16 protein-coding genes are annotated in these 15,542 nt (G+C 62.3%); 7 read left to right on the plus strand and 9 right to left on the minus strand.

Annotated elements, in window-relative coordinates:
* Positions 1-16 precede the first annotated feature (16 nt).
* From JQ863_RS11030 to purC, 7 genes are all read right to left on the minus strand, one after another.
* Positions 17-3,019, minus strand: a complete 3,003-nt coding sequence (locus JQ863_RS11030; protein WP_204114320.1) for an Rne/Rng family ribonuclease — start codon at positions 3,017-3,019, stop codon at positions 17-19.
* Positions 3,020-3,455: 436 nt separating this feature from the next.
* Positions 3,456-4,139: a hypothetical protein gene (locus tag JQ863_RS11035; protein WP_204114321.1), complete on the minus strand. Its 684-nt coding sequence runs from the start codon at positions 4,137-4,139 to the stop codon at positions 3,456-3,458.
* A 34-nt stretch (positions 4,140-4,173) separates the two neighbouring features.
* Positions 4,174-5,508, minus strand: coding sequence for a sigma-54-dependent transcriptional regulator (locus tag JQ863_RS11040; RefSeq protein ID WP_204114322.1), 1,335 nt, complete (start codon positions 5,506-5,508; stop codon positions 4,174-4,176).
* Between the two features lie 7 nt (positions 5,509-5,515).
* A complete protein-coding gene (locus JQ863_RS11045; RefSeq protein ID WP_204114323.1) occupies positions 5,516-7,291 on the minus strand; it encodes a sensor histidine kinase in 1,776 nt (591 codons plus the stop codon).
* 49 nt (positions 7,292-7,340) lie between these two features.
* Complete coding sequence (gene purQ, locus JQ863_RS11050; RefSeq protein ID WP_204114324.1) at positions 7,341-8,009, minus strand: phosphoribosylformylglycinamidine synthase subunit PurQ; 669 nt, start codon at positions 8,007-8,009, stop codon at positions 7,341-7,343.
* Between the two features lie 41 nt (positions 8,010-8,050).
* On the minus strand, positions 8,051-8,281 hold the full coding sequence (gene purS, locus JQ863_RS11055; protein WP_204114325.1) for a phosphoribosylformylglycinamidine synthase subunit PurS: 231 nt from the start codon (positions 8,279-8,281) through the stop codon (positions 8,051-8,053).
* A gap of 90 nt (positions 8,282-8,371) precedes the next feature.
* Positions 8,372-9,130, minus strand: a complete 759-nt coding sequence (purC, locus tag JQ863_RS11060) for a phosphoribosylaminoimidazolesuccinocarboxamide synthase (protein ID WP_204114326.1) — start codon at positions 9,128-9,130, stop codon at positions 8,372-8,374.
* Between the two features lie 156 nt (positions 9,131-9,286).
* On the opposite strand from purC, the gene JQ863_RS11065 reads away from it, so the two are divergent.
* From JQ863_RS11065 to JQ863_RS11075, 3 genes are all read left to right on the plus strand, one after another.
* Positions 9,287-9,601, plus strand: coding sequence for a DUF1476 domain-containing protein (locus tag JQ863_RS11065; RefSeq protein WP_204114327.1), 315 nt, complete (start codon positions 9,287-9,289; stop codon positions 9,599-9,601).
* A 158-nt stretch (positions 9,602-9,759) separates the two neighbouring features.
* Positions 9,760-10,773 carry a betaine--homocysteine S-methyltransferase gene (bmt, locus tag JQ863_RS11070; RefSeq protein WP_204114328.1) on the plus strand — a complete coding sequence of 338 codons (1,014 nt, stop codon included), beginning with the start codon at positions 9,760-9,762 and terminating at the stop codon, positions 10,771-10,773.
* Positions 10,730-11,191: an ester cyclase gene (locus JQ863_RS11075; protein ID WP_204114329.1), complete on the plus strand. Its 462-nt coding sequence runs from the start codon at positions 10,730-10,732 to the stop codon at positions 11,189-11,191. The genes bmt and JQ863_RS11075 overlap by 44 nt, the downstream gene beginning before the upstream one ends.
* A 7-nt stretch (positions 11,192-11,198) precedes the next feature.
* On the opposite strand, the gene JQ863_RS11080 is transcribed toward JQ863_RS11075, so the two are convergent.
* A complete protein-coding gene (locus JQ863_RS11080; RefSeq protein ID WP_204114330.1) occupies positions 11,199-12,284 on the minus strand; it encodes a PA0069 family radical SAM protein in 1,086 nt (361 codons plus the stop codon).
* A 195-nt stretch (positions 12,285-12,479) separates the two neighbouring features.
* Here JQ863_RS11080 and JQ863_RS11085 point away from each other — a divergent pair, with 195 nt between their 5' ends.
* From JQ863_RS11085 to JQ863_RS11100, 4 genes are all read left to right on the plus strand, one after another.
* A complete protein-coding gene (locus tag JQ863_RS11085; RefSeq protein WP_204114331.1) occupies positions 12,480-13,181 on the plus strand; it encodes a corrinoid protein in 702 nt (233 codons plus the stop codon).
* Positions 13,182-13,248: 67 nt separating this feature from the next.
* Positions 13,249-13,884, plus strand: a complete 636-nt coding sequence (locus JQ863_RS11090) for a DUF1638 domain-containing protein (RefSeq protein ID WP_204114332.1) — start codon at positions 13,249-13,251, stop codon at positions 13,882-13,884.
* A gap of 93 nt (positions 13,885-13,977) precedes the next feature.
* Complete coding sequence (locus tag JQ863_RS11095) at positions 13,978-14,436, plus strand: hypothetical protein (RefSeq protein ID WP_204114333.1); 459 nt, start codon at positions 13,978-13,980, stop codon at positions 14,434-14,436.
* A gap of 116 nt (positions 14,437-14,552) precedes the next feature.
* Positions 14,553-14,816 (plus strand): hypothetical protein, encoded by a 264-nt coding sequence (locus JQ863_RS11100; protein ID WP_204114334.1) that lies wholly within the window; start codon positions 14,553-14,555, stop codon positions 14,814-14,816.
* A gap of 60 nt (positions 14,817-14,876) precedes the next feature.
* Here the strand turns inward: JQ863_RS11100 and JQ863_RS11105 are convergent, their stop codons facing one another.
* Complete coding sequence (locus JQ863_RS11105) at positions 14,877-15,506, minus strand: helix-turn-helix domain-containing protein (RefSeq protein WP_204114335.1); 630 nt, start codon at positions 15,504-15,506, stop codon at positions 14,877-14,879.
* Between the last annotated feature and the right edge of the window lie 36 nt (positions 15,507-15,542).

Below are 15,542 nucleotides of genomic sequence, written 5' to 3' on the forward strand. Positions count from 1 at the left end.
TTTGTCACGGATGGGGTCAGCTGCCCATCGACCACCAGCCCCGGCGCTTGGGCTTGGGCTTGGCGGGCGGGGTTTCGACCACAGGTTCCGGTTCGGCGGCGGTTTCTGCCTCGACCTCGGCCACCTCGACAGGCTCAACCTGCACTTCCGGGGTCGGTTCCGTCTCAGGGGTGGCCTCGATTGTGGACGCCGTTTCCCCGGCCTCGGCCCCATTGGTCACGTCGGCTTCGGCGTCGGCTGTGGTTTCGGCCTTGGCCTCTTCCGCCGGTTCATCCGTCTTCTTCTTCGAAGACGACCGGCTGCGGCTGGACGACGACCGGCTGCGGCTAGAGGACGACCGGCTGCGCGAGGATTTCGGCTTTTCCTCTGCGTCGGCGTTTTCAGCTTCGGCCACCTTTGCGGCCTCGGCGTCATCGCCCTTGGCATCGGTACCCTCGTCCGACTTCACCTCGTCCGGCTTTTCAGCCGCGCCACCGTCATCATCGTCATCCGACGCGTCATCCTGCGACTCCGTATCCGAGTCATAGCTCTTGGACTTGGAGGACCGGCGGCGACGGCGGCGGCGGCGTTTCTTGGGCTTTTCTTCGCCGTTTTCCTCGGTCGCGCCGGTCTCTTCCGCCGCGTCCTCGTCAATTTCTTCGGCATCGACCGCGTCCATGATCGAGGTATCGACCGACACCACCGGCGCGGCGACCTCGGCCACGACACGGGTCGCGGTCTTGAATTTCTCGAGCGAGAAATCGGGCGAGATCAGATGCGGGTCGCCTTCGACCCGGACCGACAGACCATAGCGGGCCTCGATCTGGGCGATATGCTCACGCTTCTGGTTCATCAGATAGTTGGCGATGGCCACCGGGCATTTGACCAGCACTTCGCGCGACCGGCGGCGTGTGCCTTCTTCCTCGATCTGGCGCAGGATCGACAGCGCAAGGTTGTCGTCCGACCGGATCAACCCGGTGCCGTGGCAGGCCGGGCACGGCTGGGTCGTGGCCTCGATCATGCCGGGGCGCAGGCGCTGACGGCTCATCTCCATCAGGCCAAAGCCCGAGATACGGCCGACCTGGATGCGGGCGCGGTCGGTCTTGAGCTTGTCCTTCATTCGTTTTTCGACAGCGGCGTTGTTCTTGCGCTCATCCATGTCGATGAAGTCGATCACGATCAGCCCGGCAAGGTCACGCAGACGCAGCTGGCGGGCGACCTCTTCGGCCGCTTCCAGGTTGGTCTTGAGCGCGGTTTCCTCGATCGAGCCTTCCTTGGTGGCCCGGCCAGAGTTGACGTCGATGGCGACTAGCGCTTCGGTCACGCCGATCACGATATAGCCACCCGATTTCAGCTGTACCGTCGGGTTGAACATTGACGACAGATAGCTTTCGACCTGATAGCGCGCGAACAGGGGCAGCGCATCGGTGTAGTGCTTCACGTTCTTGGCATGGGACGGCATGATCATTTTCATGAAGTCCTTGGCGATGCGATAGCCGCGCTCGCCTTCGACATGCACCTCGTCGATGTCGCGATTATAGAGATCGCGGATCGAGCGTTTGATCAGGTCGCCTTCTTCATAGATCTTTGCCGGCGCGATCGACTTCAGCGTCAATTCGCGGATCTGTTCCCACAAGCGCTTGAGATAGTCATAGTCGCGCTTGATCTCGGTCTTGGTGCGCTTGGCGCCTGCCGTCCGCACGATCAGACCCGCGCCCTGCGGCACGTCGATCTCGTTTGCGATCTCTTTCAGCTTCTTGCGGTCGGCGGCGTTGGTGATCTTGCGGCTGATGCCACCACCACGGGCGGTGTTGGGCATCAGAACGCAGTAACGACCCGCCAGCGACAGGTAGGTGGTCAGGGCCGCGCCCTTGTTGCCGCGTTCTTCCTTGACGACCTGCACCAGAAGGATCTGGCGCACCTTGATCACTTCCTGGATCTTGTAGCGGCGCGGGCGCGGTTTGCGCGGCGGGCGGATGTCGGCCTCGTCATCGTCATCGGCAATCGATTCGATGGTCTCGTCCTTTTCCGCGGCCTCGGGCTTGCGGCGCCGGGTGTCGCGTGCTTCTTCGACGGGTTCGTCGTCGTTGTCGCCGTCCTTGTCACCCTCGTCGTCGTCATCTGACGTCTCAGGCTCGGCAGCGTCGGCTTCGGCTTCGACGCGCTTGGCGTCGGTCTCGGTCTCGTCACCGGATTCCGGGTCGCGGGTTGCAACCGCGTCTTCGCCTTCGGTGGCGGCGGCCATGGTCTTGCCCGGCGCGTCGTCATCCTTGGGCGAGTCGGCAGCATCTTCGCTGGCCCCGTCTTCGCCGGTCTCAGTCTCGGTAGTCTCAGCCTCGGCAAGCTCAACAGGGGCTTCGGCCACCTCTTCGGTAACCTCCACGGTCTCTTCGACCGCGACCTCTACCACGACCTCTTCGGTCACATCCGCAGTTTCAACCGCTTCGGCCTCTGCGACCTTGGACTCGTCCGCGCTGTCCACCGGTTCCTCAACCGGGGTTTCCGCGACCAGTTCCATCGGCGACAGGCCTTCGGTCTCGTCGATATCCCCGCCAAGGTCGATGGTTTCCATCCCGGCGATCGCGTCTTCGGCAACCGCAGGCGTCGCTGCGGCGGTTTCCGCCTCGGTCGACTTGACCTCAGCCGCCTTCGCTTCGGACGATTTCGACCGCGAGCGTGACCGCGACCGGCTGCGCGAGCGCGAGGATTTCGGTTTTTCCTCTTCCTCGTCGCGCGCCTTCATCGCTTCGGCATAGGCGCGTTCTTCGGCCAGCAGCGCCTCGCGATCGGCAACGGGGATCTGGTAGTAATCGGGGTGGATTTCCGAAAACGCAAGGAAACCATGGCGATTGCCGCCATAGTCCACGAAGGCCGCCTGAAGCGACGGTTCGACGCGCGTTACTTTTGCGAGATAGATGTTTCCTGCAAGCTGACGCTTGTTTTCGGATTCAAAATCGAACTCCTCGACCTTGTTTCCGTCAACCACCACGACGCGGGTTTCCTCCGCGTGGGTGGCATCGATGAGCATTTTCTTTGCCATGATATCCGTTTGCACCCGCGCAATCGAACAGGCGGCCCCGGGGGACCAAGTGAAGCGATGTAGCGGGGGTGTCTTGTCTGGGCGAGGCGCTGCACGACAATGGGGAGACCGGTTTCGGCCCCTGCTCCGTTTGTCTTCGCGTGCACGCGTTCCATCGCGTTTCTTCTCCGACGGCTACGAGAGTGTCCCGTTGTGCCGCCAATCAAATGGCCCGTCGCTTGCGCGGTCCGGGCGTGCCTTCGACCCAAGAATATGGGTCCAATCTGCCTGAGCATGCAGGCGGGATCATCTGTCCCGAAACTGTCACGATCAGCGAAACTCATGCCGGGTGGAGAACCGTCTGTTCGCCGACCCGTCCTGACAATAAAGACCACGAAGGCGGGAATTACAATGGCAAAAGGTCGCGACCGTATGGTTGCCCCTGTATTTTCCGGCCTCAGAACTCGCGGAGATAGCTGATTCCGACCACGTCGCGCTGACCCAGATTGCTGTCCGAGTAGTTGGCGAAGATCGAGAACGTATCCCGCTTCGTGGCCGCAAAACTGACGCCGCCGCCAAGAGAATAACCGCGATAGTCCTTGCTGCCCGCCGAAACCACAGCAACGCCACGCAGGGTCCAGCGGTCCGACAGCGGCAACAGTGCCATCACCCCGGCATAGCCACCCTTGCTTGAGACCGAGATTTCCTCGAGCGAGGTCACGATGCCATGTTCCAGCTCAACCGTGCCTTCGGTGTAATTGGCGCCAAAGGCCGCGAACATCTGCCAGTTGCCGGGCTGGATGCCGAACTGTGCCAGCGGAGCAAACCCGCCCAGCGAATAAGAGGTCTGCTGCACACCCGAATTCAGGTCACGCTGCGAGGCGGCAAAATTCACGATCCCGAAAGGAAACAGATAGGACGCGCCCAGGCTCCATTCCCCGGTTTCGGAATAGGATGCGTTGATCTTCGAGACCGGGCCAAAGGCGATCGAGCCCGACACCGTGGCGGTGTCGGTCAGACGCAGACCCAGCTTGGTGACTATCTTGGTCGGGTCTTCGGCCAGTTTTTCACGTTCTTCGGCATAGGCAGCCGGTGCCGCAACCGTCAGCGCCATCAGCGCCGCAACAATTGGTTTGGTCATAAAAAACTCCGAAAAAAATGCTGCGCGCCCGCTATCAGAGATAATCCGAGCGCTGCAAGCCGTATTTCGCCATCTTCTCGTTCAGGGTGCGGCGCGGCAGGCACAGCTCTTCCATCACGCTGGCAATCGACCCTTTGTGACGGCGCATGGTGTTGTCGATCAGCATGCGTTCGAACGCCTCGACATATTCTTTCAGCGGCTTGCCTTCGGTCGTCATGACGGGCTGCATCTCGTCATGGTCGGACATCAGAAGCGACGCGATGGTCCCGCCGCCCCGCCGCGATTGCAGCACCGCGCGTTCGGCCAGGTTGATCAGCTGCCGCACATTGCCGGGCCACGGCGCCTGCAACAGCTGGGCCGCTTCCTGCGCGCTGACCTTGGGCGCGTCACAGCCGTAATCATCGGCAAACTGCTCGGCCAGACGGGTGAACAGGGTCAGGATGTCCTCTCCGCGCTGGCGCAGGGGCGGCACGGTGATTTTCAGCGCGGCAAGACGATAGAACAGGTCGGGGCGCAGGGCGTCCTCGCAGGTGCGGTCCTGCTCCTGCATGTTGCAGATCGCGATGATGCGGGTTTCCGCCGGGGTGCCCTGTTCGTTAATCACGTTCAAAAGACGCGCCTGCAACGTATCAGAGAGCGATTCCACGTCTTCAAGCACCAGCGTCCCGCCGCGGGCTTCCTCGATCGCGGGCAACTGGCTGTCCTCGGGGTTCATCGGACCAAACAGGCGTTTCGACAGCGCCTCTTCCTCAAATGCGGAACAGGAGACCAGCACAAACCGTTTCCCGGCCCGGCTGCCGACCGCATGAAGCGCATGGGCCACCAGCGTCTTGCCTGTCCCGGTCTCGCCCTCGATCAGAACATGGCCGTCGGCCTGACCCAGGTCGAGGATGTCCTCTTTCAGCCGCGTCATCACCGGGCTGGCGCCGATCAGCTTCTTCATCAGCTGGCTGCCGTCGGACAACTCGCGGCGCAGGGCGCGGTTGTCCATGGTCAGGCGGCGGGCGTTGGTGGCCTTTTTCGCCAGACGGCTCATCTGTTCGGGGTCAAACGGCTTTTCGAGGAAATCGAACGCCCCGACGCGCATCGCCTCGACCGCCATCGGCACGTCGCCATGGCCGGTGATCATAATTACGGGAAGCGCCGAATCCGTGCCCATCAGCTTTTTCAAAAACTGCATCCCGTCCATGCCGGGCATGCGGATGTCGCTGATAACGATGCCGGGATAGTCCGGGCCAAGCGCCTTCAGCGCGTCCTCGGCGCTGGAAAAGGTCTCGGTGTCATAGCCTGACAGGGCCAGCCACTGGCTGATCGACTGGCGCATGTCCTTTTCGTCATCCACGATCGCGATTTTCATGCTCTGGGGCATCTTTTTCCTACTCCGCCGCCTCGATATCCTCGTTCAAGATAGGAAGTTGCACCTCAAATACAGCCCCCCTGCCCTGACCATTACGTGCCGTCAGACGGCCGCCAAGGTCGGTGACGATACCGGAAGATATCGCCAGCCCCAAGCCCACCCCGTCGCCGGGCTGCTTGGTGGTGAAGAACGGTTCGAACAGATCGTCCAGATTCTCGATCCCCGGACCATTGTCGCGCACCGTCAGCGTCACGGTTTCGCCCGCCGCAAGGATGATCTCGATCTCGGGGTCGGCCTCGCCGCGCGTGGCATCCAGCGCGTTGCGGAACAGGTTGATCATCACCTGTTCGATACGCACCCGGTCCCCCATCACGCGCACCGGTTCTTCCGGCACGATCTTGGAAATCCGCACTTTGCGCTGGCGCAATTGCGGCTCCATCATGCCAAGGGCCGAGTTCAGCGCCTCGCGCATTTCGACCGGGTAAAACTCGGTTCCGCCCTTCCTGGCATAGGATTTCAGCTGCTTGGTGATCTGGCCCATCCGCTCGATCAGGTCGTCAAGCCGCTGGAAGGACGACAGTGCCTCATCCGGGCGGTTGCGTTTGACCAGAAGCCGCGCGCCCGCCAGATAGGTCTTCATCGCCGCAAGCGGCTGGTTCAGCTCGTGGCTGATCGCGGCGGACATTTCCCCCAGCGCCGCCAGCTTGGAACTTTGGGCCAGCGACTGTTCGGCCACGGCCAGGCTTTCCTGCATCCGCTCACGCTCGGCGATCTCGCGCTGAAGGCGCTGGTTCAATGCGCGGAGACTTGCCGATTCCCGCTGGAACAGCGCCATCCGCAGCGCCGTCTTGCGGCTGAGGACATAGAACCCCAGGGCCAGAAGGATGGCGAATCCCATGATCTCCAGCGCCAGCACCGCATTCACCCGTTCGCGGACCGAGGTATAGGTGGTGAACGAGGTCATGCTCCAGCCCCGGAACGGGATGCGCGCATCCTTGCGCATCACCGCCTCGCCGCGCAGATAGGCGTCGGCCGGAAGCGCGGTCCAGTCCGCGGTTGCACGGATCGCGCGTTCGATGGCGCCGTCGGCGGGTTGCCGTGCCAGCGCGTCCGCCTCGGTCAGCCCGCGCCAGCGCGGTTCCGAGGCCAGGATGATCGTGCCCTCGCTGTTGGTCACAAAGACGGCGTCGGAAATACCGGCCCATGTGCGTTCAAACTTCTGCAGGTCGACATCAACCGCGATGACCCCCAGCGCCTGACCCTGGTTGTCGATGCGGCGCGCATAGGTGAAACGGAATGCGCCCGCTTCGGACCGGGTTTCGGAAAACACTGTAACATTGGACCGCAACGCATTGATAAAGAACTCGGTTTGCCGGTTCGACCCGCCCAGTTTCGTGCGGTCCGTCGCCGCCACGATCCGGCCATCGCCATCCATCAGCATCAACTGCGCCGCGCCGATTTCCTCGACAAAGGAAATCAGCCGCGCGGTGGATTGCGAGTAATCGCCGGAATGCAGCGCCCCGATCAGCGCCGGGTCCTTGGCCAGAAGCTGCGGCACGATGGCGTTGCGGCTGAGTTCGGCCTGAAGGTTCGCTGAGTAAAGCGCCAGCCGCAGCTCGGCGCGGTTGCGGGTATTGGCAGTGAACCGGTCGGTCAGCGCGCTGTTGGTGACCCAGATCGTCACCGCCGCCACGGTGCAGAGAAACGCGATCAGTATCCGCGCCCGCCAGCCCGTCGTGGCTGATCGCGGCGTCGGCACCCGGTCTGCGTCGGATTGGGCGCGTTTCTCGCTCATGCGTCCGAGATTACGCCCGGCCCCGTCCTCGCTCAAGAGACGCCTCGTCTCAGGCGCTCACGAAGGCGGAAGCCAGCGCATCGAACATGGCGATGCCATCGGTGCCGCCATGCCCGGCATCAGCCGCGCGTTCGGGATGCGGCATCATGCCAAGCACGCGGCGGTTCTTGGACACCACGCCGGCGATATCGGCAACCGAGCCGTTGGGGTTCTGGGCATAGGTAAACGCGATCCGGTCCTCGTCCTGCAACTGGGCCAGTTTGGCGTCATCGACAAAGTAATTGCCATCGTGATGGGCAATCGGAATGTCGATCTCCTGCCCTTTGTCATACGCGGCGGTAAAGGCGGTGTCAGTGGTCGCGGTCACCAGACGCACGGTCTTGCAGATGTATTTCAGCCCGGCATTGCGGCGCAGCGCCCCCGGCAGCAATCCGGTCTCGGTCAGGATCTGGAACCCGTTGCAGACCCCCAGCGCATAACCGCCGCGTTCGGCATGATCCACAACTGCTCGGCAGATCGGAGAGTTCGCGGCAATCGCGCCGCAGCGCAGGTAATCGCCAAAGGAAAACCCGCCCGGCACCCCGACGATATCGACGCCCTCGGGCAGCGACACATCCTTGTGCCAGACCATGTCGACGGCAAAACCGGCGCGTTCAAACGCGACGGCCATGTCGCGGTCGCAGTTGGAACCGGGGAATACGATGACGGCGGCGCGCATGGGCGGCTCTCCTGTTTTAGGGCCTTTGTGTCGGGCCGGGCTCAGCCCAGCTCGATCTCGTAGCTTTCGATCACGGTATTGGCGAGCAGCTTCTCGCACATCTCGACAACATCGTCATGGGTCGCGCCCGCGGCAAGCTCAAGGTCGATCACCTTGCCCTGGCGCACGCCTTCCACCTTGTCGAACCCCATCGCCCCAAGCGCGTGGCGCACGGCCTCGCCCTGCGGGTCAAGGACCCCGTTTTTCAACATCACATGGACGCGTGCCTTCATTGTCTGGTCTCCGGTTCGGCTGACGCAGCCTCGGCTGCTTCTTTCTTGCAAAAATACTCAAACCCGCGCCCCTTGCCGGGCGCGGCGGGTTCAGTTGATCAGGGTCGGCTTGGTGACACCGTTGTTCTTCGGGATCAGCCCAAGGCGGCGGGCGACCTCGGCATAGGCATCGGTCAGGCTGCCCAGATCGCGGCGGAACACGTCCTTGTCGAGCTTCTGGCCGGTTTCGATGTCCCACAGGCGGCAGCTGTCGGGGCTGATCTCATCGGCCACGACAAGACGCTGGAAATCGCCTTCATAGACGCGGCCGATCTCGATCTTGAAGTCGATCAGCTTGATGCCGACGCCATACATCACCCCCGAGAGGTAATCGTTCACCCGCAGCGCCAGCCCGAGGATATCGTCCATGTCCTGCTGGCTGGCCCAGCCGAAGGCGGCGATATGCTCTTCAGTGACAAGCGGATCACCCAGCGCGTCGTCCTTGTAGCAATATTCCACGATCGGGCGCGGCAATTGCGTGCCTTCCTCGATCCCCAGCCGTTTCGACATCGACCCGGCGGCGAAATTGCGCACGATGATCTCCAGCGGGATGATCTCGCAGGACCGCACCAGCTGTTCGCGCATGTTCAGCCGTTTCAGGAAATGCGTCGGCACGCCGATCTGGTTCAGACCCAGCATGAAATATTCCGACAGGCGGTTGTTCAGCGCGCCCTTGCCGTCGATCACGTCGCGTTTCTCGGCGTTGAAAGCGGTGGCGTCATCCTTGAAATACTGGATGATGGTGCCCGGCTCGGGGCCTTCATAAAGGATCTTTGCCTTGCCTTCGTAAATCTTCTTGCCGCGCGCCATGACGTGCCTTCCCATATCCGGGGGGACCTGAGTCCCGCTGTTCTGGCGCCCTCTTACTGGATGGGTGCCATTGTCGCAAGCGGCGCTGCCCTCTTGAAGCCCGGGCCGGGTGCAGGCATATCTGTGATAACGATTGGCCTTCTAGGGACGAAAGACATGACCACATTCGACGATCGCGAAAACGCCTTTGAGAACAAGTTTGCCCATGACGAGGAAATGAAGTTCAAGGCCGAGGCGCGCGCCAACAAGAAACTTGGCCTCTGGGCGGCTGATATCATGGGCAAATCCGGCGACGAAGCTGCCGCCTACGCCCAGTCGGTCATCAAGGCCGATTTCGAGGAAGCCGGCCACGAAGACGTGGTGCGCAAGGTGGTGGCCGACCTTGAGGGCAAAATCACCGCGGATGAGATTCGCGCCAAGCGCGCTGCTTTCCTGGTCGACGCCAAGGAAGAGATCGTCAACGAGGCCTGATGCCTCCTGACCCGATTAAATGAAGGCGCGCAACGGGTTATCCATTGCGCGCCTTTTCTTTTGCGGTGCAGTTGCACGGGCCTCATCATGACCATGAAGAATTCGACGTTGCCCTTGCGGGCTGCCCATGACACACGGGCGCGCAAAGGAGACCCGTGATGACCGATGCGCTTTCGAAACTTCTTCAGACCCGCGACTGGCTTCTGGCCGATGGCGCGACGGGCACCAACCTGTTCAACATGGGGCTGGAATCCGGTGAGCCGCCGGAACTGTGGAACACCGACGAGCCCGAGAAGATCCGCACGCTTTACCGCTATGCCGTGGATGCGGGCAGCGATCTGTTCCTGACCAATTCCTTCGGCTCGAACGCGGCGCGTCTGAAGCTGCACAATGCCCAGGATCGCGCGCGCGAATTGTCGCGGGTGGCGGCGGAACTTGGCCGAGAGATCGCCGATGCTTCGGGGCGCACGGTGATTGTCGCCGGGTCCGTGGGTCCGACCGGTGAGATTCTGGAACCGGTTGGCGCGCTCAACCATGCTTCGGCCGTGGAAATCTTCCATGAACAGGCCGAGGGCCTGAAGGAAGGCGGCGCCGATGTCCTGTGGCTGGAAACCATCTCGGCCCCCGAGGAATACCGCGCCGCCGCCGAAGCCTTTGCGCTGGCCGGGATGCCGTGGTGCGGCACGATGAGCTTTGACACAGCAGGCCGCACCATGATGGGCGTGACCTCTGCCGCCATGGTGCAACTGGTCGAAAGCCTGCCCAACCCGCCGATTGCCTTCGGCGCCAACTGCGGCACCGGCGCGTCGGACCTGTTGCGCACCGTGCAGGGCTTCAGCGCGCAGGGCACCGAACGTCCGATCATCGCCAAGGGCAATGCCGGCATCCCGAAATATGTCGATGGCCACATCCACTATGACGGCACGCCGGAACTGATGGCGGAATATGCGGTCATGGCCCGCGACAGCGGCGCGACGATCATCGGCGGCTGCTGCGGCACCATGCCGAACCATCTGGCCGCCATGAAAGAAGCGCTGGAAACCCGTCCGCGCGGCGCACGCCCGACGCTGGAACAGGTGACCGATGTTCTGGGGCCGTTTTCCTCGGCGTCGGACGGCACCGGCGACGATGACGCGCCCAAGCGCGAACGCCGTGGCCGCCGCCGCGCCTGAGATGTCGCGCAAGCCGATTCTCAGTGAATTCCTGCGCCGGGTCTGGTCGGACGGAGACGTGTCGGCAGTCGATGAATTCATCGCCGACAGCTACACGATCCACAATGACCCGGGCGATCCGTGGAACGGCCAGACCCTGACCCGCGACGGCTTTGCCAACCGGCTGGTCAAATCCCGCGCCGCCGCGCCGGATCAGACCTTTACCCCGGTCATGATGATCGAGGAAGGCCGCCGTATCGCCGTGGCCTGGGACTGGACTGGCACCCACCTTGGCGACCTGCCCGATATCCCCGCGACGGGCAAACCGATCTCGATGACCGGCCTCACCATCTATGAGTTCGACGGCGACCGCCTGTGTGGTCATTGGCAGGTGGCGGACCGGCTGGGCATCTATCAGCAGTTGATGGCCCAGACTTGAACCGGCGCTAGAACAAGGCCAGTTGCCCGTCCCGCGCGAGCGGCGGCAGGAACAGATCGGTGCGCAAGGGCGGCAGACCCTTATCCAGCCCCAGCCGCGCCGCCGCTTTCCTGAACCGTTGCGCAATCATCTCGGCATGGATGCCCTCACCGCGCATCCGCCGCCCCCACTCGGGCGTATAGGCCTTGCCGCCATGCATCTCACGCAGCCGCGCCATGACCTTTTCGGCCTTGTTGGGGTAATGCGCGGTCAGCCAGTCCATCATCAGCCCCTCGACCTCTCGCGGCAGGCGCAGCATGATCCAGCTTGCCGCCGACGCGCCCGCATCACGCGCAGCAGACAAAAGCGGCTCGACCTCGTGATCGGTCAACCCCGGCACCACCGGCGCCAGCATCGCGCGAACCGGGATACCCGCGTCGCTCAGGGAACGGATCATCCGCAACCGGCGCGCGGGCGACGGCGCGCGCGGCTCCATCCGGCGCGACAGGTCGGCATCCAGCGTCGTCAGCGACACACCAACATGCGTCAGCCCCTGCGCCGCCATGGGCGCAAGAATGTCGATGTCCCTTTCCACCAGCGCACCCTTGGTGACAATGCCGACCGGGTGGCGAAACTCGCGCAGCACCCCCAGCACGTCGCGCATGATCCCCCGGTCCCGTTCCACCGGCTGATAGGGATCGGTATTGGTGCCGATCGCGACCGGCGCCACGGTGTAGGACCGCGCCCTGAGTTCCCGCTCCAACACCTCTGCCGCATTCGGCCGCGCCACCAGCCGGGTTTCGAAATCCAGCCCCGGCGACAGGCCCAGATAGGCATGGGTCGGGCGCGCGAAGCAATAGACACAGCCATGTTCGCAGCCCCGGTAGGGATTGATCGAGCGGTCAAACGGCAGGTCGGGCGAAGTGTTATAGGTGATCAGCCTGCCGATCCGTTCCTCGGTCACATGGGTTTGAAACGCGCCCCGTTCCTCGGCCATGTCCCAGCCATCGTTTTCCTCGACCCGGACAAGGTCAAAGCGGCCGCTCTGATTGGTCAGAGCGCCCCGCCCGCGCCTGCGGTCAGGGTCGATGTCTGGGCGGGTGGTTGCTGTCATGGCGCCACAATGGAACAAATCAGGAACAATTGCAATCAACCCCAAGATCGACATGAGAAAGTTTCACCCAACATGCCCCATTTCCCGGCTATAAGTCGGAAGCGGTTTCGCCTATGTCGCTATTCAGACAGTCGGCCCGCGACAAATCGCGGAAATCTGGGCAAAACCCGGGCCCTCTCGAACAAGGATTGGCACATGTCGGAAGAAGAAGACGATATCGTTCTGTCGGAACTGAATGACGAGGAACTGGTCGAACAGATGTTCGACGACCTCTATGACGGTCTGAAGGAAGAGATCGAGGAAGGCGTCAGCATCCTGTTGGAACGCGGATGGGAACCCTATGACATCCTGACCAAGGCGCTTGTCGGCGGCATGACCATCGTCGGCAACGACTTCCGCGATGGCATCCTGTTCGTGCCCGAGGTGCTTCTGGCCGCCAACGCGATGAAAGGCGGCATGGCGATCCTGAAACCGCTTCTGGCCGAAACCGGCGCACCGCGCGTCGGCAAGATGGTGATCGGCACCGTCAAGGGCGACATCCACGACATCGGCAAGAACCTTGTCTCGATGATGATGGAAGGCGCCGGATTCGAGGTTGTCGACCTTGGCATCAACAATCCGGTCGAAAACTACCTTGAAGCGCTGGAAAAGGAAGAGGCCGACATCCTTGGCATGTCCGCGCTTCTGACCACGACAATGCCTTACATGAAGGTGGTGATCGACACGCTGGTCGAAAAAGGCATGCGCGAGGATTTCATCGTTCTCGTCGGCGGCGCGCCGCTGAATGAAGAGTTTGGCAAGGCCATCGGCGCCGATGCCTATTGCCGGGACGCCGCCGTCGCGGTGGAAACCGCCAAGGACTTCATGTCCCGCCGCCACAACCAACTCAGCGCCTGAGGGCGGGCAATTGACCTGATCGCGGCCCGCCCCACCCGGCGGGCCGTTTTGTTTTGAAAGGCAGAAAATGCAGCTTCCCAGCGACCAGACCCTGACAAATGACGGGCTAGAGGCGACGGGCCGCGGGCGTATCCTGCTGATCGCCTGCGGCGCGCTGGCCCGCGAGATCCTGGACCTGAAAACCGCCAATGGCTGGGACCACATGGACCTGACCTGCCTGCCCGCGATCTATCACGTCTATCCCGACCGCATCACCGACGCCGTGCGCCAGAAGGTCGAGGCGAGCCGCGACGCCTATGACACCATCTTTGTGGTCTATGCCGATTGCGGCACCGGCGGGTTGCTGAAAGCGGCCTGTGACCAGATGGGCGTCGAGATGGTCGAAGGCCCGCATTGCTACAGTTTCTACGAAGGAAACCAACGGTTTGCCGAGGTAAGTGAAAGTGAAATCACCACCTTCTACCTGACCGATTTCCTCGTCCGTCAATTCGACGCCTTCATCTGGAAACCGATGGGCCTGGACCGCCACCCGGAGTTGCGGGACATGTATTTCGGCAATTATGAAAAACTTGTCTACCAGGCCCAGACCGACGACCCCGCCCTGACCCAGAAGGCAAAGGATTGCGCCGATCGCCTCGGCCTGGCCTTCGAGCGGCGGTTCACAGGCTACGGCGACCTGGCCACGACCTTGTCGCGCTTGTAGCCTGAGTGATTCCGTCATTTGTTACAAAGGCTTGCTTCGTTCCGAGCGCGCCCTAGAGTTAAGGGGCATTGAAGCACGGAAAAGGACCATTCGATGGATTTACCAGAAAGCGACGTGATTGACCTGACACCTTTGACCAAGGACGCCCCCGACATGCTGCCGGCATTTTTCGCCGATACCGGGGACAGATACCTGAACAACCCAAGGTATTTCTATTTCAACGACTATTCCGATGGCATCTACAAGCTGGAAAAGATCGCCGTTCGCATCACCGAGGATGACAAGGTCGCCATCACTTTCATCGAGAAGGTGCATCGCGGCATCTATACCCACACCCGCAACCGCCGGGTCTGGACCGGGCCTTGGATCAAGGTAACGCTGTTCGATCAGGGTGACTTCCCGATCGGAGGTGAGTGGGACGCGGTGCGCTGCAACCGGGTTTGCAGAACGCCCGAACGCAGGCAACTTGCCGAAAAGGACGTGCCCGGCGCGTATGGGCTTGTCTCGCGGGTGGGTGTCGCGCGGGGCCCGTACCGCTATACCAACTGCTGATCTTACCGACCGGCGCATGGGCGCGGCCGCAGCGCAGGTGTCAGAAAAAAAATGATCCAGCCGTGACGCGGCCCCGTAACCTCCGCATCGAAACCAGATGGAGGAGGAAACATTCCATGAAGACGATTATCGTATCTGCAATCACCCTGACCCTTGCAACCGGCGCGGCCTATGCCGGCGGCAACAAGAACAGCGAAGCGCGCGCAATGGCCGACTTCCTGAGCAACGGCGGCGGCACTCTGGGCGGGGCGATCAACCCGGAAAAGGGCAACAACGGCAAGGGCACCGCGTCCGATGTCAGCGGCGGCGGCAATGGCGGCTGGGGCAACATCGGCTCTACGCTGACCGGCGAGCCGGGCGAGAGCGTTTCGGGACGCTAAAGCGCGACAACAGTTCAGATCACAAGCGGGCCCGGGAAAAACCCCGGGCTCGTTTCGTATCTAGACCAGCGACGTGACCCACAGGATCGTGGCGTCTTCGGGGCTGACCGAGATAACGTTGTGGCCCATCGAGCCGTCATAATAGGCACTGTCGCCACGGCGCATTTCGACGGGTTCATAAAACTCGGTGTAAAGCCGGATGATGCCGGTCAGCACAAAGAGGAATTCCTCGCCGTCGTGCCGGACCCAGCCGTCAAACTCGTCCATCGACCGCGCCCGCACCCGCGCACGGTAGGGCAGCATGGCCTTCTTGGTCAGGGTTTCGGCCAGAAGCTCGTGTTCATAGGTCGTCGTGGCCTGATGCACGCCCTGCCCCGACTTCACCACCGTCATGCGGCCGTTGACCTGTTCCTTCTGCGGCGGGGTGAAGAGTTGCGGGACCGAGATTTCCAGCCCCGTCGCCAGTTTCTTCAGGGCGTCATAGGTCGGCGACATCTGGCCGTTTTCGATCTTGGACAAAGTCGAGCGCGCCAGCCCCGCCTGTTTCGCGGCCTGTTCCAGCGTCCAGCCGCCCGCCTTGCGCAATTCACGCACACGTTCGCCCAGGTCGAGCGGTTCGACATGTTCGGCATGGCCGCTTTCGCGCGCCACCTGGATCAGGGATTTCGGGTCTTGTCCAATGTCTGTCATGGCATGGCTCTTAGGGTGCCGCAGGGTTACTTGCAA

The organism is Shimia biformata (genome assembly GCF_016888515.1).
GTDB classification, from domain to species: domain Bacteria; phylum Pseudomonadota; class Alphaproteobacteria; order Rhodobacterales; family Rhodobacteraceae; genus Shimia_A; species Shimia_A biformata.